Annotated in this window: 17 protein-coding genes; 11 read left to right on the top strand and 6 right to left on the bottom strand. The window is 60.8% G+C overall.

Going from position 1 to position 20346, the window contains the following annotated elements:
- The first annotated feature begins 5 nt into the window (after window positions 1-5).
- The 6 genes from cpdA to AC1DIG_RS25415 all read left to right on the top strand — a co-directional run bounded on the left by cpdA (window position 6) and on the right by AC1DIG_RS25415 (window position 7811).
- Window positions 6-821, top strand: coding sequence for a 3',5'-cyclic-AMP phosphodiesterase (gene cpdA, locus AC1DIG_RS25440; protein WP_477769506.1), 816 nt, complete (start codon window positions 6-8; stop codon window positions 819-821).
- A 223-nt stretch (window positions 822-1044) separates the two neighbouring features.
- Window positions 1045-1653, top strand: coding sequence for a YqiA/YcfP family alpha/beta fold hydrolase (locus AC1DIG_RS25435; RefSeq protein ID WP_477769505.1), 609 nt, complete (start codon window positions 1045-1047; stop codon window positions 1651-1653).
- A gap of 42 nt (window positions 1654-1695) precedes the next feature.
- The gene (gene parE, locus AC1DIG_RS25430) at window positions 1696-3600 is read left to right on the top strand and encodes a DNA topoisomerase IV subunit B (RefSeq protein WP_477769504.1); all 1905 of its coding nucleotides are present in this window, start codon (window positions 1696-1698) and stop codon (window positions 3598-3600) included.
- The gene (locus tag AC1DIG_RS25425) at window positions 3600-4583 is read left to right on the top strand and encodes an esterase-like activity of phytase family protein (RefSeq protein WP_477769503.1); all 984 of its coding nucleotides are present in this window, start codon (window positions 3600-3602) and stop codon (window positions 4581-4583) included. The genes parE and AC1DIG_RS25425 overlap by 1 nt, the downstream gene beginning before the upstream one ends.
- A gap of 78 nt (window positions 4584-4661) precedes the next feature.
- Window positions 4662-6926: a DNA topoisomerase IV subunit A gene (parC, locus tag AC1DIG_RS25420; protein ID WP_477769502.1), complete on the top strand. Its 2265-nt coding sequence runs from the start codon at window positions 4662-4664 to the stop codon at window positions 6924-6926.
- A 177-nt stretch (window positions 6927-7103) separates the two neighbouring features.
- Window positions 7104-7811, top strand: coding sequence for a PqiC family protein (locus tag AC1DIG_RS25415; RefSeq protein ID WP_477769501.1), 708 nt, complete (start codon window positions 7104-7106; stop codon window positions 7809-7811).
- Window positions 7812-8120: 309 nt separating this feature from the next.
- Here AC1DIG_RS25415 and AC1DIG_RS25410 read toward each other — a convergent pair whose 3' ends face one another.
- Window positions 8121-9662 carry an AhpA/YtjB family protein gene (locus AC1DIG_RS25410; protein WP_477769500.1) on the bottom strand — a complete coding sequence of 514 codons (1542 nt, stop codon included), beginning with the start codon at window positions 9660-9662 and terminating at the stop codon, window positions 8121-8123.
- A 134-nt stretch (window positions 9663-9796) separates the two neighbouring features.
- On the opposite strand from AC1DIG_RS25410, the gene serB reads away from it, so the two are divergent.
- A complete protein-coding gene (serB, locus tag AC1DIG_RS25405) occupies window positions 9797-11011 on the top strand; it encodes a phosphoserine phosphatase SerB (protein WP_019691491.1) in 1215 nt (404 codons plus the stop codon).
- Between the two features lie 143 nt (window positions 11012-11154).
- On the opposite strand, the gene asd is transcribed toward serB, so the two are convergent.
- From asd to AC1DIG_RS25390, 3 genes are read right to left on the bottom strand one after another with little or no spacing between them, the layout of a single operon-like run.
- A complete protein-coding gene (gene asd / locus AC1DIG_RS25400; protein ID WP_477769499.1) occupies window positions 11155-12015 on the bottom strand; it encodes an archaetidylserine decarboxylase in 861 nt (286 codons plus the stop codon).
- An 18-nt stretch (window positions 12016-12033) separates the two neighbouring features.
- A complete protein-coding gene (locus tag AC1DIG_RS25395) occupies window positions 12034-12849 on the bottom strand; it encodes a rhodanese-like domain-containing protein (protein ID WP_477769498.1) in 816 nt (271 codons plus the stop codon).
- A 43-nt stretch (window positions 12850-12892) separates the two neighbouring features.
- A complete protein-coding gene (locus tag AC1DIG_RS25390) occupies window positions 12893-14431 on the bottom strand; it encodes an HDOD domain-containing protein (RefSeq protein ID WP_477769497.1) in 1539 nt (512 codons plus the stop codon).
- A gap of 166 nt (window positions 14432-14597) precedes the next feature.
- Between AC1DIG_RS25390 and motA the strand changes: the two genes are divergently transcribed.
- Together motA and motB are read left to right on the top strand one after the other, a co-directional pair.
- Window positions 14598-15449 carry a flagellar motor stator protein MotA gene (gene motA, locus AC1DIG_RS25385; RefSeq protein ID WP_427534273.1) on the top strand — a complete coding sequence of 284 codons (852 nt, stop codon included), beginning with the start codon at window positions 14598-14600 and terminating at the stop codon, window positions 15447-15449.
- A 3-nt stretch (window positions 15450-15452) separates the two neighbouring features.
- On the top strand, window positions 15453-16499 hold the full coding sequence (motB, locus tag AC1DIG_RS25380) for a flagellar motor protein MotB (protein ID WP_477769496.1): 1047 nt from the start codon (window positions 15453-15455) through the stop codon (window positions 16497-16499).
- Window positions 16500-16597: 98 nt separating this feature from the next.
- Here the strand turns inward: motB and rsgA are convergent, their stop codons facing one another.
- Window positions 16598-17629, bottom strand: coding sequence for a small ribosomal subunit biogenesis GTPase RsgA (rsgA, locus tag AC1DIG_RS25375; protein WP_477769495.1), 1032 nt, complete (start codon window positions 17627-17629; stop codon window positions 16598-16600).
- Window positions 17630-17736: 107 nt separating this feature from the next.
- On the opposite strand from rsgA, the gene orn reads away from it, so the two are divergent.
- On the top strand, window positions 17737-18279 hold the full coding sequence (gene orn / locus AC1DIG_RS25370; protein ID WP_477769494.1) for an oligoribonuclease: 543 nt from the start codon (window positions 17737-17739) through the stop codon (window positions 18277-18279).
- Between the two features lie 198 nt (window positions 18280-18477).
- Window positions 18478-19089, top strand: coding sequence for a trimeric intracellular cation channel family protein (locus tag AC1DIG_RS25365; RefSeq protein ID WP_477769493.1), 612 nt, complete (start codon window positions 18478-18480; stop codon window positions 19087-19089).
- 182 nt (window positions 19090-19271) lie between these two features.
- Here the strand turns inward: AC1DIG_RS25365 and queG are convergent, their stop codons facing one another.
- Complete coding sequence (queG, locus tag AC1DIG_RS25360) at window positions 19272-20345, bottom strand: tRNA epoxyqueuosine(34) reductase QueG (RefSeq protein WP_477769492.1); 1074 nt, start codon at window positions 20343-20345, stop codon at window positions 19272-19274.
- Between the last annotated feature and the right edge of the window lies 1 nt (window position 20346).

Here is a 20346-nt window from a genome sequence, read left to right as displayed (position 1 = left end):
ACGCCTTGCCGAGCGTATCCACTCTGACAGCCAACGATGCCGTATTGCTGGTGCAGCTCTCTGACAGCCATCTGTTCGCCGAGGCGGATAGCACGTTGCTGGGGATGAACACCCGCGACAGCCTGCAAAAGGTTATCGAGTTGGTACTGGCGCAACAGCCGCAGATCGACCTGATGATCGCCAGCGGCGACTTGTCTCAGGACGGCACGCTCGAGTCATATCAGCAGTTTCGTGAAATGACCCGGCAGATCGATGCGCCCGCGCGCTGGATTCCGGGCAACCACGATGAGCCGCAGGTCATGGCCCGGGCTGCGATCCAGAGTCAGTTGCTGGAGCCCATCGTGGACATCGGTAACTGGCGGATCACCTTGCTGGATTCGGCGGTGCCCGGCTCGGTGCCAGGGTATTTGCAGGACGATCAACTGCAATTGCTCGTCCGCGCCCTGAGCGAAGCGCCGGAGCGCCATCATCTGGTGTGCTTGCACCATCATCCGGTGTCCATCGGTTGTGCCTGGATGGAACCGATTGGCCTGCGTAACCCGGACGCCTTGTTTGCCGTGCTCGATCGCTTCCCACAGGTGCGGGCAGTGCTTTGGGGTCATGTGCATCAGGAAATCGATCAGTTACGCAACGATGTGCGGCTGATCGCTTCGCCATCGACGTGCATCCAGTTCGAGCCTGGCAGTGTGGATTTCAAGGTCGATACCCTGGCGCCGGGCTATCGCTGGTTGCGGTTGCTGCCGGACGGACGGCTGGAAACCGGAGTCGAGCGCGTGACCGGCTTCGAGTTTCAGGTCGATTACGGCTCGAACGGCTACTGAGATTTTTGTGGCTTGAGGAAAACCGGGTCGCGGCCATCGCGAGCAAGCTCGCTCCCACGGTGGATCTGCGGTGAACACACCATTTGTGAACACCCGAGATCAATGTGGGAGCGAGCTTGCTCGCGATGGCGTCCTTAAAGAGGACCTGATTTCTGTGGATGTCCCCGATCCGCCCGACTCCCTGTAAACTGCGGCATCTTTGCCCGCCTCACAGGGAGCTCGCATGTCTGGTTCGATCCTTTATATCCACGGTTTCAACAGCGCACCCGCGTCGAAAAAGGCCTGTCAGCTGGTCGGCGTGATGGATCGTCTGGGTTTGGGCGACCAGTTGCAGGTGCCGGCCTTGCATCACCATCCGCGCGAGGCCATCGGCCAGTTGGAGCAGGCGATTGCCAGGCTGGGGCGGCCACTGCTGGTCGGCAGCTCCCTCGGCGGCTACTATGCCACTCACCTTGCCGAGCGCCATGGCCTCAAGGCCCTGTTGATCAACCCTGCCGTCAGCCCGCACCGGATGTTCGACGGATACCTGGGCACGCAGAAGAACCTGTATACCGAAGAGACCTGGGAATTGACCCACGACCACGTGACGGCCCTGGCCGAGCTGGAAGTACCGGCGCCCCAGGACCCGCAGCGGTTTCAGGTGTGGTTGCAAACCGGGGACGAAACGCTGGACTATCGCCTCGCCCAGCAGTATTACCGAGCCTGTGCCTTGCGTATTCAGGCTGGCGGCGACCATAGTTTCCAGGGATTCGCCGGGCAATTGCCGGCCTTGTTGAGTTTTGCCGGCATCGGCGCAGATGTGTACCAGGCGATCGATTTCACAGCACTGTGAACCCTCGCCCCTATTTTCATGAACGACTGACGACGAGACCCCATGGCCACTCCCAGCGCTAGCTCTTATAACGCAGACGCCATCGAAGTCCTCTCGGGCCTCGACCCGGTGCGCAAACGCCCCGGCATGTACACCGACACCAGTCGGCCGAACCACCTTGCCCAGGAAGTCATCGACAACAGTGTCGACGAAGCCTTGGCCGGGCATGCGACATCGGTGCAGGTCATTCTCCATGCCGACCACTCCCTGGAAGTCAGCGATGACGGCCGTGGCATGCCGGTGGACATTCACCCTGAAGAGGGTGTCTCGGGCGTCGAGCTGATCCTCACCAAGCTGCACGCCGGCGGCAAGTTCTCGAACAAGAACTACCAGTTCTCCGGCGGTTTGCACGGGGTGGGTATTTCGGTGGTCAACGCCCTGTCGACCCAGGTCCGGGTGCGCGTCAAACGCGATGGCAACGAGTACCAGATGACCTTCGCCGATGGCTACAAAGCCACCGACCTGGAAGTGGTCGGCACCGTTGGCAAGCGCAACACCGGGACCAGCGTGTACTTCGCGCCGGACCCGAAATACTTCGATTCACCGAAATTCTCCATCAGCCGTCTCAAGCACGTACTCAAGGCCAAGGCCGTGTTGTGCCCGGGGCTGCTGGTCAGCTTTGAAGACAAGGCCACCGGCGAAAAAGTCGAATGGCATTACGAAGACGGTCTGCGTTCTTATCTGGTAGACGCGGTCAGCGAATTCGAACGTCTGCCGAACGAACCTTTCTGCGGCAGCCTGGCCGGTAATAAAGAAGCGGTCGACTGGGCACTGCTGTGGCTGCCTGAAGGTGGCGACAGCGTTCAGGAAAGCTACGTCAACCTGATCCCGACGGCCCAGGGCGGTACTCACGTCAACGGTCTGCGTCAGGGCTTGCTCGACGCGATGCGCGAGTTCTGCGAGTTCCGCAGCCTGCTGCCGCGAGGCGTGAAGCTGGCGCCGGAAGACGTCTGGGAACGTATTGCTTTCGTCCTGTCGATGAAAATGCAGGAGCCACAATTTTCCGGCCAGACCAAAGAGCGCCTGTCGTCCCGCGAGGCGGCGGCGTTTGTTTCCGGTGTGGTCAAGGACGCCTTCAGTCTGTGGCTGAACGCGAATCCCGAGTTGGGCCTGCAACTGGCTGAGCTGGCGATCAATAACGCTGGCCGCCGTTTGAAGGCCAGCAAAAAGGTCGAGCGCAAACGCATCACCCAAGGACCGGCCTTGCCGGGCAAACTCGCCGATTGCGCCGGGCAGGACCCGATGCGTTCCGAGCTGTTCCTGGTGGAAGGTGATTCCGCCGGCGGTTCGGCCAAGCAAGCGCGGGACAAAGAGTTCCAGGCGATCCTGCCGCTGCGCGGGAAAATTCTGAACACCTGGGAAGTCGACGGCAGCGAAGTGCTGGCCAGCCAGGAAGTGCACAACATTGCCGTAGCCATTGGTGTCGATCCGGGCGCTGCGGACATGAGCCAGCTGCGTTACGGCAAGATCTGCATCCTCGCCGACGCCGACTCCGACGGCCTGCACATCGCGACCTTGCTGTGTGCCTTGTTCGTCCAGCATTTCCGTCCGTTGGTGGATGCCGGTCACGTCTACGTGGCGATGCCGCCGCTGTACCGTATCGACCTCGGCAAAGAGATTTACTACGCCCTCGACGAAGCCGAACGCGATGGCATTCTCGATCGCCTGGTGGCCGAGAAGAAACGCGGCAAGCCGCAGGTCACCCGATTCAAAGGTCTGGGTGAAATGAACCCGCCGCAACTGCGCGAAACCACCATGGACCCGAACACTCGACGCCTGGTGCAACTGACGCTGGATGATTTTGAAGCCACCTCGGAAATGATGGACATGCTGCTGGCGAAAAAACGCGCTGGCGACCGCAAGTCCTGGCTGGAGTCCAAAGGTAATCTGGCCGAGGTTCTGGGCTGATGCGGAGCGGTTTCGCCCTCGCATTGCTGCTGTTGGCGTCCGCTGTTGCAGCGGAGCCTGCGCCGGAACTGACACTGGTTGCCGAGCATGCCGTGGATGGCATGCGCGGCGGTAACTTGTCGGGGCTGGCGCAATGCGGCAAAGACCTGTGGGCGGTTTCCGATCGTGATGATGATCAGATCTACCGGCTCGATACCAGCGAACGCGTCTGGCAGGCCGAAACCGTGCGCATCAATGTGCCGCCGGTGCCTGACACCGGGTTGCCCTGGGGGCTGAAGTCGCGCACCTGGGCGGCATCGTTCGTGCGCGGTGGAAACCTCGACTTCGAGGGGATTACCTGCGACAAGGCCGGTAACCGCTACATCGTCAGCGAAGCCCATGCGGCGGTGCTGCAAGTACCGGTACAGGGGCCAGCCGCGTGGCTGAGAATTTCACCAATCATGGTTCGCGAAGCGCGAGCCAGTGGCATGTTGCTGCACTTCAACGCGCTGTTCGAAGGGTTGGCGATCAATCCGCAAGGTGATCAGCTATGGCTGGCGGCCGAGCGCGAGCGGCGCGGTCTGTTGCTGGTCAAGCGCCAACAGACCGTCTGGGATTGTGACGGCAGTTGTGTGCTGTTGAGCGAAGCTGGCAAGGAAATGCAGCCCGCGCAATTTCCCAACGCCAAGCCGGTATCCAAAGATTTTGCGGATCTGGCGCTGTTCAACGGCAAGCTCTTTACCCTGGAGCGCAACGCTTTTCAAATCTGTCGTCGCGATGCGCTGAGTGCCAAGGTCGAACGTTGCTGGTCATTTGCGGCTGAAGCCTTGCAGGAACATCGACGTTATTCACAGCCCTACGGTCTGGCCGAAGCACTGGTGGTCGATGCCGATGGCGCCTGGATCGGCATCGACAACAACAATGGTGTTCGCGCGGACGGCGAAGCCCGGCCGATAGTCTGGCGCTTTGCCGCACCGCAAAGTGGCTGGAGCGCGAAGCTGTGAGCGTCCTGAAAAAACTTGAATTTACCCAGCGCAGTGGCACCTTGTTGCTGCGCCAGACAACGAACTGATGAGGCCCGCATGAGCGACTCCCTGGATCTCAGCCTGGACGGCGTTGAACGCCGCTCACTGGCCGACTTCACCGAAAATGCCTACCTCAACTACTCCATGTACGTGATCATGGACCGTGCATTGCCGCACATCGGCGACGGCTTGAAACCTGTACAGCGGCGTATCGTCTACGCCATGAGCGAGTTGGGGCTGGACGCTGACTCCAAGCACAAGAAATCCGCGCGTACGGTCGGTGACGTGCTCGGCAAGTTCCACCCGCACGGTGACTCGGCGTGCTACGAAGCCATGGTGCTGATGGCCCAGCCGTTCAGCTACCGCTACACGCTGGTGGACGGGCAGGGCAACTGGGGTGCGCCGGATGATCCGAAATCCTTCGCCGCCATGCGTTACACCGAGGCGCGCCTGTCGCGTTATTCCGAAGTGCTGCTCAGCGAACTGGGCCAGGGCACGGCGGATTGGGGCCCGAACTTCGACGGCACCCTCGACGAACCGCTGGTATTGCCGGCACGTTTGCCGAACATCCTGCTCAACGGCACCACCGGCATCGCCGTGGGTATGGCCACCGACGTTCCGCCGCACAACCTGCGGGAAGTCGCCACGGCTTGCGTGCGTTTGCTCGATGAACCGAAAGCCACGGTCGAGCAGCTCTGTGAACATATCCAGGGCCCGGATTATCCGACCGAAGCGGAAATCATCACGCCGCGCGCCGACCTGCTGAAAATCTACGAAACCGGTCGCGGTTCGGTGCGCATGCGCGCCGTGTACCACATCGAAGACGGCGACATTGTCGTCACCGCATTGCCACACCAGGTCTCCGGCGCCAAAGTGCTGGAACAGATTGCCGCGATGATGCAGGCCAAGCCGTCCAAGGCACCGCAAGTGGCGGACCTGCGCGATGAGTCGGACCACGAGAACCCATGCCGTATCGTGATCATTCCGGTCAACAGCCGGGTCGATCATGAGGCGTTGATGCAGCACCTGTTCGCCAGCACCGAGCTGGAGTCGAGCTACCGGGTCAACATCAACATCATTGGCCTGGACGGCAAACCGCAGCTGAAGAACCTGCGGGCGTTGCTGGTGGAGTGGCTGGAGTTCCGGGTTCAGACCGTGCGCCGCCGCCTGCAATTCCGCCTGGACAAGGTCGAGCGTCGCCTGCACCTGTTGGACGGCTTGCTGATTGCGTACCTCAACCTGGATGAAGTGATCCACATCATCCGTACCGAGGAACACCCGAAAGCCAAGCTGATCGAGCGTTTTGCCCTGAGCGAAATCCAGGCTGACTACATTCTCGATACTCGCCTGCGTCAGTTGGCGCGACTCGAAGAAATGAAGCTGCGCGATGAGCAGGATGAACTGCTCAAGGAACAAGCCAAGCTGCAAGCCTTGCTGGGCAGCGAAGCCAAGCTGAAGAAGCTGGTGCGCAGCGAGCTGATCAAAGACGCCGAAACCTATGGCGACGACCGTCGCTCGCCGATTGTCGAGCGTGCCGAAGCCAAAGCGCTGACCGAACACGATCTGCTGCCGAACGAAAAAGTCACTGTGGTGCTGTCCGAGAAAGGTTGGGTGCGCTCGGCCAAGGGGCACGATATCGACGCCACCGGGCTTTCGTACAAGGCCGGGGACGGCTTCAAGACCGCAGCGTCCGGTCGTTCCAACCAGTTTGCGGTGTTCATCGATTCCACCGGTCGCAGTTATTCGGTGCCGGCGCACACGCTGCCATCGGCCCGTGGCCAGGGCGAGCCGCTGACGGGGCGTCTGACGCCGCCGCCCGGCGCGACCTTCGAATGCGTGCTGATGCCTGAGGACGATGGGCTGTACGTCATTGCCTCGGACGCCGGTTACGGTTTCGTGGTCAAGGGTGAAGACCTGCAAGCCAAGAACAAGGCCGGCAAGGCGCTGTTGAGCCTGCCGAACAACGCCAAGGTGATTCTGCCGCGCCCGGTCGCTGACCGTGAGCAGAACTGGTTGGCCTCGGTCACCACCGAAGGTCGCCTGCTGATTTTCAAAATCAGCGACCTGCCGCAGTTGGGCAAGGGTAAGGGCAACAAGATCATCGGTATCTCCGGCGAACGTGTGGCCAGTCGCGAGGAATATGTCACCGACATCGCGGTATTGCCGGAAGGCGCGACCCTGGTGTTGCAGGCCGGTAAGCGCACGCTGTCGCTTAAAGCCGATGACCTCGAACACTATAAAGGTGAGCGCGGACGCCGTGGCAACAAGCTGCCACGGGGCTTTCAGCGCGTTGATGCATTATTGGTAGAAGCTCTCAATTAAGCGGCCCAGGGCGCTCGATCTACGATTTAACCCGTAGATCGATACTTTCGCGCTGGAGTCGGAGGCCATATTCACGGATGATATGGCCTTTCAAACGTGGGGGTGGTCCTGCGTTCTTCATATTGATTGAGTATTTTTCACTGTGGCCGGCCTGTTGGCTGTCACTTGGATGGGATGATGACTGTTCTGCGCCTTCCTCTATTTTTGTTGCTCGCTGGCGTATTTGGCCTGGCGGGTTGCAGCGTTCACCAACCGGTGTCGCTGTATCAGCTGGACAGCGGAAGTCCGGCTCAGCCTGCGCAAAGCGCGGGCATGGCGGTTTTGTTGGGCCCGGTATCGATCGCCGATTATCTGCAACGTGAAACCCTGCTGCAGCGCCAGCCTGATGGCAGCCTGCAAGCGTCCATCGACGGTCGTTGGGCGGGCAGCTTGTCTTCGGACATCAATCAGCTTCTGTTGCGCCAGGTGGCCGGCCATCTGGACAGCCAGCGCGTAGTGCTGGCACCGGCGACCTTGGGTTTCACCCCGGATGTACAGGTTTTGCTGTCGATCACTCGCCTGGATTCGGGTGAGTCGCAACCGGCGATTCTCGATGCCCAGTGGCGTTTGATCGACCGTCGCGGCCAGGTGCGTGACAACCGCATCATTCACCTGCAAGAGCCACACGCCAGTGGTACGGCGGCTCAGGTGCAGGCCCAGGGCATATTGCTGCAACGTTTGGCCGAACAGCTGTCGGTCGCGCTCAAGCCGCTGGCCAATCAGCCACCGGTTGTCGAAGCACCGCGTAAGCCAGCGTCCAAACCAGCGGCGCCGGCAGAACCGGAGAAACCGAAGATCCCGATGGCTTCACCGATTCGCACGGACATGGAAGTGTTCAGGTTCTAAGGTGATTGCTGTACAGACAAAGCCCGCATTGATGCGGGCTTTGTTGTTTCTGCAGGATGGTGCTCGGACAGGTCTAACGCATGTAGCAGCTGCCGAGCCTGCGAGGCTGCGTTCGAGGACGAAGTCCTCGCAAATCCTGTGCACGCGGTTTGGCTGAAAGAACGAGTTGCCTGATTTCACGACCGCTTCGCGGCCGAACGCAGCCTCGCAGGCTCGGCAGCTGCTACGGATACGGTTTCTATACCGCCGGCAACAAAAAAGCCCGCAGACAATCACTCATCTGCGGGCTTTTGGGTTAGCGGGCCGGGTTCAGCTCTTGGCGCGTGTCTCATGCATGCGCGCCAGTTGCCGCTCCAGCATCGATGGGTAAGGCTCCATCAACCGTTCGACGCAGCAAGCGCCTTCCGGGCTGGCAATCGGGCGGATCCGCGCACGTTGACGGATCAGCCCATCGTCGCTGATCTTGCGTTCCACCAGCAGCAGGTTTCGGCTGTGTTGGGACAATGCGAGAGCGTCCTGAGCCGTTTCGGTCAGCAGCAGATCAATCTGGCTGAGGCCGAAGAGCCCTTCGCCCAAGGTCAGGCCCAGTTGCAATTGCAGGGTGATGCCGCTGTCAGCGACTTCGATCTGCAACTGGTGACCGAGCGCACGCAGCAGCTCACCGCAGCAGATGGCGTTGGTCAGGTAGTCGTCGCCGCTGTCTTCACTGTGGAACAGCATCAGCGTGCTGCCATCGTTCAGGGTGTGCAGTTCGCTTTCATACAGCGAAGCCGCCTGGTCCAGGCAGTCGCGATAACGCTCCAGCAGCTCGGTCAGGCGCGCACGCGGCAGGCGGCGCAGTTGATCCTGAGCACCTAGCTGCACCGCCAATACCGCGCTGTGCTGTGGTTGCGCCGGGGCAGCGGGCTTGTTGAGTTGCGGCTTGGCAGCGGGCGCGGCGGCAGCGGTGTCGCGCAGGTCGGCAAACGGATCTTCTTCGTCCAGTTCGTCTTCTTCAGCGCTGACCACGTGCCGTGCTGCCGGTTTCAGGCCGGCCACCGGAACACTCTCGTCGAAGCTCGGGTCGCGCAGATTACGCACTTCGAAGGTCGGCTCGGCCTCTTCAGTGTCTTCGAAATCGTCGAACTCAGGCTCTGGCTCGGGTTCAGGCTCGACCTTTTCAGGTGCATAACTGCTGTGGAGCTGGCGGGCCAGATCACCGATTTCGTCCTGGCGCTGAGTCGCCGGGGTGTGTTCGTCAATGTCGCGCAGCCAAACCCGCAATTGCAGCAGCGGCGTGGAGATGTGCCGACCCAGGCGCAAGCTCAGGGCCAGGGACAACGCCAGCAGGATAGCGCTGAGAATGCCCATGCTTTGCAGGCTGATGGTCATCGGCTGTTCGAACTGCGCCATGTCCAGGCTGATCCGCAGTTGACCGGCCGTCACGTCCTGAAAGGTGATCTTGCTCTCGTACATGCCTTCGGCTTCGCCCAGCAAGCCATGCTTGGGACGTTGTCCGGCCTCGGCGAGAATCCGGTTGTCCACACTATAAATAGCCGCGTGAGCCACCAACGGGTTCTTGGTCAGGTTGTTCAGCAACACGTTGAGACTGAGGATGTCGTTGGACACCAACAGCTCGGTTGCCGACATCGCTGTCTGGGTGGTCAGGCTCTGGCCGAGGGCATCCGCCTGCTCGTGCATGGCCTGCTTGAACTGCAGACCCATCACGCAGGCGTAGATCACCAGGGCCAATGCGACCAGGATCACGTTATGGCTGGCAATGCGCAATGCAATCGGTACACGGCGATGGCGCAGTGCCCGGAAGATCAGCAGAAAGAAGTTATCGGTTTTGACTGGCGTAGGCCGGTTCACTGAGCTCGGCTCTTTTGTCCGTGAAGTTGACGCGCAGTATAGCGACAGGCCCCAGACCGGCAAAGCGCTCGCTGTGCCCGATGGTCACTGAAAGTGGGTAGAATGCGGTTTTTTTCCACTTGCGGGGGTGCGCCTTGCGCGAAATCGTCCTGATAAACATCACGGGAGTCGACCGTCCGGGTCTGACTGCGGCCATTACCGGTGTACTGGCCCAGGGTGGTGTGAACATTCTCGACATCGGTCAGGCGGTGATCCACGACACGTTGTCGTTCGGCATCCTGGTTGAAATTCCCGACACCGAACAAGGTTCGTCGGTACTCAAGGACATCCTGTTCAAGGCTTACGAGCTGGGGCAACAGGTGCGTTTCACGCCGGTCTCCGAAGAGGATTACCAGCAGTGGGTCGGCGCTCAGGGCAAAAAACGCCACATTGTTACCTTGCTGACTCGCAAAGTGACGGCCGAGCAGTTGCAACGCGTGAGCTCGATCACCGCCAAATACGGGCTGAACATCGATCACATCGACCGTCTGTCGGGGCGTATGCCGCTGGACACGCCGGCCGACAAGGGCAAGGGCTGCATTGAATTTTCCGTGCGCGGCGAAGCGGCCGATCCGCAGGCCCTGCGTGCCGAATTCCTCAGCGTGGCTCAGGAGCTGAACGTCGATATCGCCTTCCAGGAAGATTCGCTGTTCCGTCGCAACCGTCGTCTGGCGGTGTTCGACATGGACTCGACACTGATCGAAGCCGAAGTCATCGACGAACTGGCCAAGGCCGCCGGGGTGGGCGAGAAGGTGTCGGAAATTACCGAGCGGGCGATGGCCGGCGAACTGGACTTCCGCGCCAGCTTCAAGGAGCGCCTGGCCTTGCTCAAGGGGCTGGACGTCAGCGTGCTGGACTCGATCGGGGCTTCCCTGCGCCTGACCGAAGGCGCTGAAACCTTGTTCGCCGAACTCAAGCGTCTGGGCTACAAGACGGCGATTCTGTCGGGCGGCTTCACCTACTTCGCCAAACAGCTGCAAGCCAAGCTGGGCATCGACTATGTGTTCGCCAATGAACTGGAAGTGGTCGACGGCAAAGTGACCGGTGTGGCTGTCGAGCCAATCGTCGATGCACAGCGCAAAGCCGATTTGCTGCGTGAACTGGCGCACAAGGAAGGCTTGCGTCTGGAGCAGACCATTGCCGTCGGCGACGGTGCCAACGATTTGCCGATGCTGGCGATTGCAGGTCTGGGGGTGGCGTTCCGTGCCAAGCCACTGGTCAAGCAGTCGGCCAAGCAGGCGATTTCGACCCTGGGTCTGGATGGCGTGCTGTATCTGCTGGGCTTCAGAGACCGCGACGGTCAGCTGTAACACCACGTGGCCTGAGTGAATGCAGGCCTTTGTGGGAGCGAGCTTGCTCGCGATGCAGGCACCGCGGTCTATCTGATAAACCGCGGTGATGCTATCGCGAGCAAGCTCGCTCCCACATTTCCCACATTGGATCTCTGTGTAGATCAGGCGTTCGGCAAGCCCATGCCTTGGCCCATCATCACTGGCGAACCAGCCGCAAGCTCTTCAGCCCACTTCACTTGATCCGGGCCAAACAGTACGACAGCCGTCGAACCCAGTTTGAAGCGACCCAGCTCCGCACCTTTTTCCAGGTGAATCGGCGCGCGGGCAGATTCGTCGTAGCGGAAGGTTTTCAGTTCGCGCTTGGGCGGCGTTACCAGCCCGGCCCAGACGGTTTCGATCGAAGCAACGATCATCGCACCGACCAATACCACAGCCATTGGCCCGCGCTCGGTGTCGAAGATGCACGCGACGCGTTCGTTACGGGCGAACAGCTCCGGAACGTTTTCCGCGGTGGTCTGGTTGACCGAGAAGATCCGGCCCGGAATGTAGACCATTTCGCGCAGGGTGCCGGCCAGCGGCATGTGCACGCGGTGGTAGTCTTTGGGCGACAGGTAAATAGTGGCGAAGTCACCGCCCATGAACGGCGCAGCGTTGGCCGCATCACCGCCGAGTAATTCCAGCACGCTGAAACTGTGGCCCTTGGCCTGGAACACCCGGCCGTGCTCGATCGGACCGAGCTGGCTGACGGCACCGTCGGCTGGGCTGAGGATTGCGCCTGGAGTCTGGTCCAGTGGGCGTGCGCCGTCTTTCAACGCACGGGTGAAGAATGCATTGAAGTGTTCGTAAGCGGTCAGGTCCTCGACCAGCGCTTGCGACATGTCCACCTGATAACGCTTGGCGAACCAGGCGGTGAAGGCGTTCTTGAACCAGCGCACGCGGCATTCGGCAATGCATCCGGCCAGACGCGACAGCAGATGATGAGGCAGCAGGTACTGACTGAGGATAAACAAACGCTTATTCATAACTTTCCTTAAAAAACCTTAAATCTCTACGGGCGTGTCAGGGTGATTGCCCCATTCGCCCCAGGAGCCGGCGTAGCCTTTGACCCGCGGATAACCGAGCGCCTTGGCCACCAGATAGGTGAAGCCAGAGCGATGGTGGGTCTGGCAGTGGGTAATCACTTCTTTGTCTTTGCTGATCCCGAGCTGCTCGAGGATCTGCGGCATGTCGGTGCGGATGCGCAGGTTGCGCGTCTTGTCCATGCCCGCGGTCCATTCGAAATTGACTGCGCCGGGAATGTGTCCGCCCTTGGCTGCGAGGACTTTCTCGCCGGAATACTCCAGCGGCCCGCGTGCGTCCCAGATCGCCAGATCGGCGGCGCCGAGACGGCTTTGCAGGTATTCGCGGGTAGCGGTGGGCTCGTCGTGCAAGGTCAGTGCAACCGGGCCGCCGACAGCCGCGGGAACCTCGGTCGAAACCGGCAAGCCTTCCGCCAGCCAGGCCAGCAGACCGCCGTCCACGTAGTGATATTTGCTGTGGCCGATGACATCCAGCAACCAGATGAAACGCCCGGCCCAGCCACCGCCTTCGTCGTCGTAGACCACGTAGACCGCGTCCGGGTTATGCCCCAGTTCGCCGAACAGGGCTTCAAGCGCAGCCTGCTGCGGCAGCAGGCCCGGCGCCGGCGCGTGACCCAATTGAGTACGTTTGGGGTCGACGAAGCGCGCACCGGGAATGTGGCCTTCGGTGTAGCGGGCGCTGCTGGTCAGGTCGACCAGAATCAGTTCGCGAGCATCGAGACGGGCGAGCAGGTCGCTCGGCTCGATCACCAGCGACAAGCCAGAGAAGTCAGACATGTGAGGTCTCCAGAGCACAAAGGGGAGGATTGTAGCGCAGGAACTACTGGCCGCGGTTGGTAAAGCTGTGCAGGGCCTTTTCGATGCATTGCGCGGTTTTGCCGAAGGCTTGCACGGTGATTTCCGAAAATGGCCCGCCACCCTGATCCGCCACGACCAGCATTATCACCCGGCCATTGTTAACCAGTGAGCGCAGCAGCAGGTGTTCGCCGCCGAACAGTGCACGCAGGCTGGCAGGCAGCAAGGCTGAAAATTGTGCGTTGTTGACTGGCGTCAGACGCACCTGAGCCTGTTGCGAGAGCAAGCGTTGCAGCACGGTGCTCTGGCTGGCCACAAAGTTCAGCATTGCGGCTTCTTTAGGCAGGCCGTGAATCTGGTGCACGCGCAATTGGCTGTGCGTGCGATCAGCCATCAGGATCATCACCCGACGCATGCCGCAGGCAACCAGCGCATCCCGGGCTGAAGTGGTCAGGTGCATGGCGTTGGTAAAGCGGCTAGGCTCCAGCAACAGTTCTGCGCATTGTTTGCGCCACTTTGTCAGGTCTTCGGCGGTGGGGGCGGGCGCCGGAAGCTGGCCGCGATGAAGGCGCCGCTCGTCCCACGGCCAGAGCAATGCTCCGGCCGGATGCCAGAGGTCCGGCATGGCGTGGTTGCGGGCGCTGAGTGCGGCTTGTTGGTGCAGTTGCTGCTGGACCTCGTCCATCGGCATTTGCAGGTAGAGGCTGGTCAGAAACTGCCAACGCAGGCAGTGAGGGCTGCTCCAGGCTTGCTGTGCCGATAACGCCAGACCGTTGGCCAGCAATACCGTGTTGGCGGGTTGGTTGAGCCAGCGGCGCAGCGTCGGGTCGTCATCAAGGCGGTTTTGCTGGCGCAGCGGGTGATCGGCGTCGCGGGCGATATGCACGACTTTCGCCAGTTCGCGTTGTTCATCCAGCAGCAATCGATAGCCTTGTCCCACCCAGATCGGCAGGCGCCAGAGTTCCACCAGTGCCTGGCCGAGTTCCAGCAGGCGTACGCCGAACAGTTCTTTTTCGACTTTGCTCGCTGGCTCGCGCTTGTGCAGGACGCGCAGTTCCCAGTCTTCCAGCAACTGCGGGAAGCTCAGGGCCAGTGGCCAGAACGGCGAGAGGAACAGCAGGCTGCCCCAGTGGATGTCCTGCCAGAGTCGTGCCAGGCGACTGGCAAAAAAACCGTTAGCCTGTTGGGTCGCGTGCTGACTGATCAATTGCAGTTGGCGCAGGGCCGGCGGGATTTCGTTCTCGGGCAGCGTGGGCAGGCGCGTAAGCAGCTCTTCGGTGCGCTTGAGACCGAGGCGATTGATCGCCACTTCCAGGTTCTCGCTGGGCTCGCTCATGCTGCCGTGGGTATGGCGATTGGCTTCGCGGATGACGCTGAGGGCCAGGGCCGGGCTGCCCTGCATCAATTCGGCAATATCGCGCAATGAGCTGCGATTGTCGGCGATTGCCTTGCAGACGCGATCATGGCTGGCTCGGGGCACGGGCAAGGTCACGCCATCGAGCAGCTTGACCCAGCCTTCGAGTGTGGTCGGTCTGGCAGTTGGAACGGTCGTTTCATTAGCCATGATTGGGCGCGATCATCGTCTGCATTAAACACGCCCGGAGCGGGCCAAATTAGCTTTTCGCCTTAACTGGCTATAGTCTGGCGCAGTTTTGCCGATAAGTAGAAGAAGAGATTTTTTAACTTCCGAATATGACCTTGAACCCGACTTAAGTAAGTACCTTCTACCTATGGCTAAAATTATCGGCATCATCGTCGTATTCGCGAGCGTGCTCGGCGGATACGTGCTTTCCCACGGCAAGATTGCCGCCCTGATTCAACCTTTCGAGGTGATGATCATCGGCGGTGCGGCGCTGGGTGCATTCCTTCAGGCCAACCCCGGTCACATGACGAAACATGTGCTCAAGAAATCCTTGGGCATGTTCAGTTCGCGTTTCAATCACACCTTCTACCTGGAGGTGCTGGGCCTGATCTACGAGATCCTCAACAAGAGCCGTCGCGAAGGCATGATGGCGATTGAAGGCGACATCGAAGACGCCGCTGCCAGCCCGATTTTCGCCAAGTACCCGGCGGTTCTCAAAGACGACCGCATGACCGCGTTCATCTGCGATTACTTGCGCATCATGTCGTCCGGCAACATGGCGCCGCATGAGCTTGAGGGCCTGTTCGACATGGAGCTGTTCAGCCTCAAGGAAGACCTCGAACACCCATCGCATGCGGTCAACGGTATCGCCGATGCCATGCCCGGCTTCGGTATCGTCGCGGCGGTACTGGGTATCGTGGTGACCATGGCCTCGCTGGGTGAGGGTGACCAGAAATCCATCGGTCTGCACGTAGGTGCCGCGCTGGTCGGTACCTTCTTCGGTATTCTCGCGGCCTACGGTTTCTTCGGTCCGTTGGCGCACTCCCTGGCTCACGATGCCAAGGAAGAGCTGAACATCTATGAAGCCATCAAGGCTTCGCTGGTGGCTTCGGCTTCCGGCATGCCGCCATCGCTGGCGGTGGAGTTCGGGCGCAAGGTTCTGTACCCGGCACACCGTCCGAGCTTCGCTGAGCTGGAACAAGCGGTGCGCGGTCGATAAGTCATGGAAAACAATCAGCCGATAATCATCAAGCGCGTCAAGCGCTACGCTGGCGGGCATCACGGGGGTGCGTGGAAAATCGCCTTCGCTGACTTCGCGACAGCGATGATGGCGTTCTTCCTGGTGCTGTGGCTGTTATCCACCGCCACACCGGAACAGAAGATCGCCATTGCCGGTTACTTCAAGGACCCGATCGGCTTCTCTGAAAGCGGTACGCCGTTCATTATCGACCTGGGCGGCACGCCGGTGCTGGCGCCGGACAAAACCCTCAATCCCGAGGTCAAGTCTCAGCCGCAACCGGACAAGGTCACCGTCGATACCGAGCAGGTCGAAGGCATGGCCGAACAGGTCGAGCACGAGCGTCTGGAACTGTTGCTGCAAGAACTGCAGAACAAGGTTGAAGAGAACCCGCAGCTGCAGAAGTTCAAGGATCAGATTCTTTTCGAAATCACCCCGGATGGTTTGCGCATCCAGATCATCGACTCTGAAAATCGGCCGATGTTCGACTCCGGCAGTGCGCGCTTGAAGCCGTACTTCGAAGACATTCTGCTGGCCATGGCCGACACCATCAAAGCGGTGCCGAACAAGATCAGCATCGGTGGCCACACCGACGCCAAGCCTTATGCGGGCACCGGTGAATTCGGCAACTGGGAGCTTTCGGCCAACCGTGCCAACGCCGCTCGCCGTGCGCTGGTCGCGGGCAGCTATCCGGAACAGCAAGTGGCGCGGGTGGTGGGTTACGCTTCGTCGACGTTGTTCGATCGTAAAAATCCGCTCAATCCGGTCAACCGCCGCATCGACATCGTCGTGCTGACCAAAAAGGCCCAGCGTGCCATCGAAGGTGAGCAAGGCGCGGAGCCGGCACCGACACCGACACCAGGGCAGGGCGCTCCGGGTGAGGTGCCTACCGTACCTGCCGATCCGAACGCCTTGCCGGCGGACAAGGAACCGCTGCCGGCGCATGAGCTTCGGGAACGCTTGAACCTGTTCGACAACCCGGCACCAAAAGCCGGCGACCCGGCCAAACCGGCTGAGCCGCCCAAGCAGTGACCCAATAAAAAGCCGCGATGATCGCGGCTTTTTATTGTCTGTCGGAGCGCCAGTGGGCGGTCAGCAGCCTTCAGTGTCGGGGCTGCTGAGCGCTCTGGTTAATAGCTGGTTTCGGGCAGGCTGGCGATGATCGAGCGGTAGCTGTTCATGCGCTGCTGTTGCACGCGGCCATCTTCCAGCGCCTTGAGCAGGGCGCAACCGGGTTCGCGGTCGTGCTTGCAGTCGCGGAAGCGGCAGGTGCCGATCAAGTCGTTGAATTCGATGAAACCGGCTTCGACGTCGGCACGGCTGACGTGGCCCAGGCCGAACTCCCGAATACCCGGGGAGTCGATCAGCTCACCGCCGCCGGGGAAGTGGAACAACCGTGCGGTAGTGGTGGTGTGGGTGCCCTGGCCGGACAGCTCGGACAACGGCCCGACGCGGGTTTCGACTTCCGGCAACAGGCTGTTGACCAGCGAGGACTTGCCGACGCCGGACTGACCGACGAACACGCTGATGCGCCCGTCCAGTTGCTCTTGCAACTGCTCCATGCCATTGCCGTGATGCGCCGAGACTTCCAGCACCGGGTAACCCAGCGTGCGGTAAACCGCCAGCAAGGCATTCAGTGCCGGCGCATTCTGCTCGTCGATCAGGTCGAATTTGTTGAGCAGCAGCAACGGACGAATGCCCGCGTGTTCGGCGGCGACCAGGTAACGGTCGATCAGGTTGGCGTGCGGCTCGGGCAGTGGGGCGAAGACAATCACGATCATGTCGACGTTGGCTGCGACCGGCTTGAGCTGGCCACGGCTGTCGGGACGGCACAGTTCGGTGTGGCGCGGCAGTTGCGCGACGATCACGCCGATGCCCTGGTTGCCGGCGCGCCAGACCACCTGGTCGCCGGTGACCAGCGCAGGCAGGTTGGCTCGCAAGTGGCAGCGGAACACCTGGCCGGCGAGTTCGCCGTCACGGGCTTCGACCTCGACCTGCACACCGAAGTGAGCGATCACCAGGCCCGTCTGCTCGGGGCCAAGATCACCGCCCTCGAGCGCTTCTACGGCAGAGGATTCGCGTTTGGCGGCGCGGGCAGCGCGCTCGCCTTGAATCTTTTCGATGCGCCAGTTTTGACGACGATTGAGTTGGCGTTTGGCCATGGGTGTTCCGTGTCGATAATGCAGCGATTAGGTAAAACGGCCGCGAGTTTAGCACGCCCCGAGAGTCCTCTAGGCTAAACTGCATGCCTACGCCGAGGAGCCGACACATGCAAAACCCGCAGAACCTGATTTGGATCGATCTGGAAATGACCGGTCTGAACCCTGACACCGACGTCATCATCGAGATGGCCACTATTGTCACCGACAGCAATCTCAACACCTTGGCCGAAGGCCCGGTGATCGCCATTCACCACAGCGATGAGATCCTGGCAGGCATGGACGAGTGGAACACCCGTCAACACGGTGGTTCCGGCCTGACCCAGCGGGTACGCGACAGCCGCATCAGTATGGCTGAAGCGGAAGCCGAGACCATCGCCTTCCTGGAAAAGTGGGTGCCGAAGGGCAAGTCGCCGATCTGCGGCAACAGCATTTGCCAGGACCGTCGCTTCCTTTATACGCACATGAAGGCGCTGGAAAGCTACTTCCACTACCGCAACCTTGACGTCTCGACCTTGAAGGAGCTGGCCGCGCGCTGGGCCCCGGACGTACGCGACAGCTTCAAGAAGGGCAGCACGCACCTGGCGCTGGACGACATCCGCGAGTCGATCGCCGAGCTGCAGCATTACCGTCAGCATTTCATCAAGTTCTGATCCTGCGGCGCCAGTTCCGGCCCCATCGCGAGCAAGCTCGCTCCCACACTGGGTTGCGTTGTTCCTGTGGGAGCGAGCTTGCTCGCGATGGCGTCCGCCCAGCCGCTGGGAATGGAACGGAAGTAGATTCTACTGCGCCCTCTTTTGGTGCCCTGACGATCTGAGTAGACTGCGCGCCTTCCCGTAAGGACCGCCGCCATGTTGTTGATGCTCTACCTGATTGCCATTACCGCTGAAGCCATGACTGGCGCGTTGTCTGCCGGTCGGCGTGGCATGGACTGGTTTGGCGTGGTGCTGATCGCGTGCGTGACGGCGCTGGGCGGTGGCTCGGTGCGTGACGTGCTGCTCGGGCACTATCCGCTGACGTGGGTCAAACACCCGGAATACCTGGTGCTGACCACCGTCGCGGCAATGGTCACGGTCTTTACGGCACGCTGGATGCGCCATCTGCGTTCGCTGTTCCTGGTGCTCGACGCCGTGGGGTTGGTGGCGTTTACCCTGATCGGCTGCATGACCGCGCTGGAAATGGGCCACGGCATGCTGGTGGCGTCGGTCAGCGGAGTGATCACGGGCGTGTTCGGCGGCATCTTGCGCGACATCTTCTGCAACGACATCCCGTTGATCTTCCGTCGCGAGCTCTACGCCAGCGTCTCGTTCGCTGCCGCGTGGTGCTACATGCTCTGCCTTTACCTGCAATTACCCGGCGAACAGGCGATTCTGATCACCTTGTTTGGCGGCTTCCTGCTGCGCCTGCTGGCGATTCGTTTCCACTGGGAAATGCCCAAGTTCGTCTATAACGACGAGCAATAAACCCGGCTGCAGCGATGATCACATGTAGCAGCTGGCGTAGCCTGCGTTCGGCTGCGCAGCAGTCGTGAAATCAGGCAGCGCGTTCTTTCAGGTAAACCGCGTGTGCAGAATTGGCGAGGACTGCGTCCTCGAACGCAGCCTCGCGGGCTCGGCAGCTGCTACGGGGGGGGGGCGGCTTGGTTCTATTGATTGGCGCGATGTTCGTGTTGTTTCAGCGCCCATTGCACATGCTCGCGCACCAGCTCTGACGGATAATCTGCACGCGCCTTCAGGGCTTCCAGCACTGGAATCGTTGAAGGCGCATTGCCAAGTCCCACTGCCAGGTTGCGCAGCCAGCGCTCATAACCGGCGCGGCGCAGCGGCGAACCTTCGGTGCTGCTCAGAAATTTCTCTTCATCCCACATGAACAGTTCGGCCAACTCGGCGTTGTCGAGGTTGTGCCGCGGTTTGAAGTCGCTTTCGCCGGATGGGCGGGCGAAGCGGTTCCATGGGCAAACGATCTGGCAATCATCGCAACCGAACACCCGATTGCCGATCAGCGGCCGCAAGTCTTCGGGGATCGCCGTTTTCAGCTCGATGGTCAGGTACGAAATGCAGCGGCGAGCGTCCAGCACATAGGGGCCGACGAAGGCCTTGGTCGGGCAGATATCCAGGCATGCCGTGCAGCGCCCGCAGTGTTCGGTGCTGTGAGGTGGGTCTACCGGCAGCGGCAGGTCGACGAACAGTTCGCTCAAAAAGAAGTAACTGCCGGCCTTGCGGTTCAGCACCAGGGTGTTTTTACCGATCCAGCCGAGGCCGGCTTGTTCGGCGATGGCTTTTTCCAGCACCGGGGCGCTGTCGACGAAAGCCCTGTAGCCGAAGGGGCCAATGACCTGCTGAATCTTCTCGGCCAGTTGCTGCACGCGCTTGCGGATCAGCTTGTGATAGTCGCGGCCCAAGGCATAACGCGAGACGTAGGCTTTTTCCGGTTGGCCCAGGCGCTTGGCCATTTCAGTGTCGCCCGGCAGGTAGTCCATGCGCAGTGAAACCACCCGCAACGTACCCGGCACCAGTTCTTCCGGGTGCGAGCGTTTGCTGCCGTGGGCACCCATGTAGTCCATTTCGCCGTGGTAGCCGGCTTCGAGCCAGCGTTCCAGGTGTTGTTCATGCTCAGCCAGGTCCAGACCACTGATGCCGACTTGTTGAAAGCCCAACTCGCGGCCCCAGTCCTTGATCGATTGGGCGAGAGCAGGAAGATCTGTGGTAATTGCAGGCATG

Source organism: Pseudomonas sp. 05N431 (genome assembly GCF_056397005.1).
Note: the sequence above shows the minus strand (reverse complement) of the source record. Positions and strands in the feature narration are given on the sequence as shown.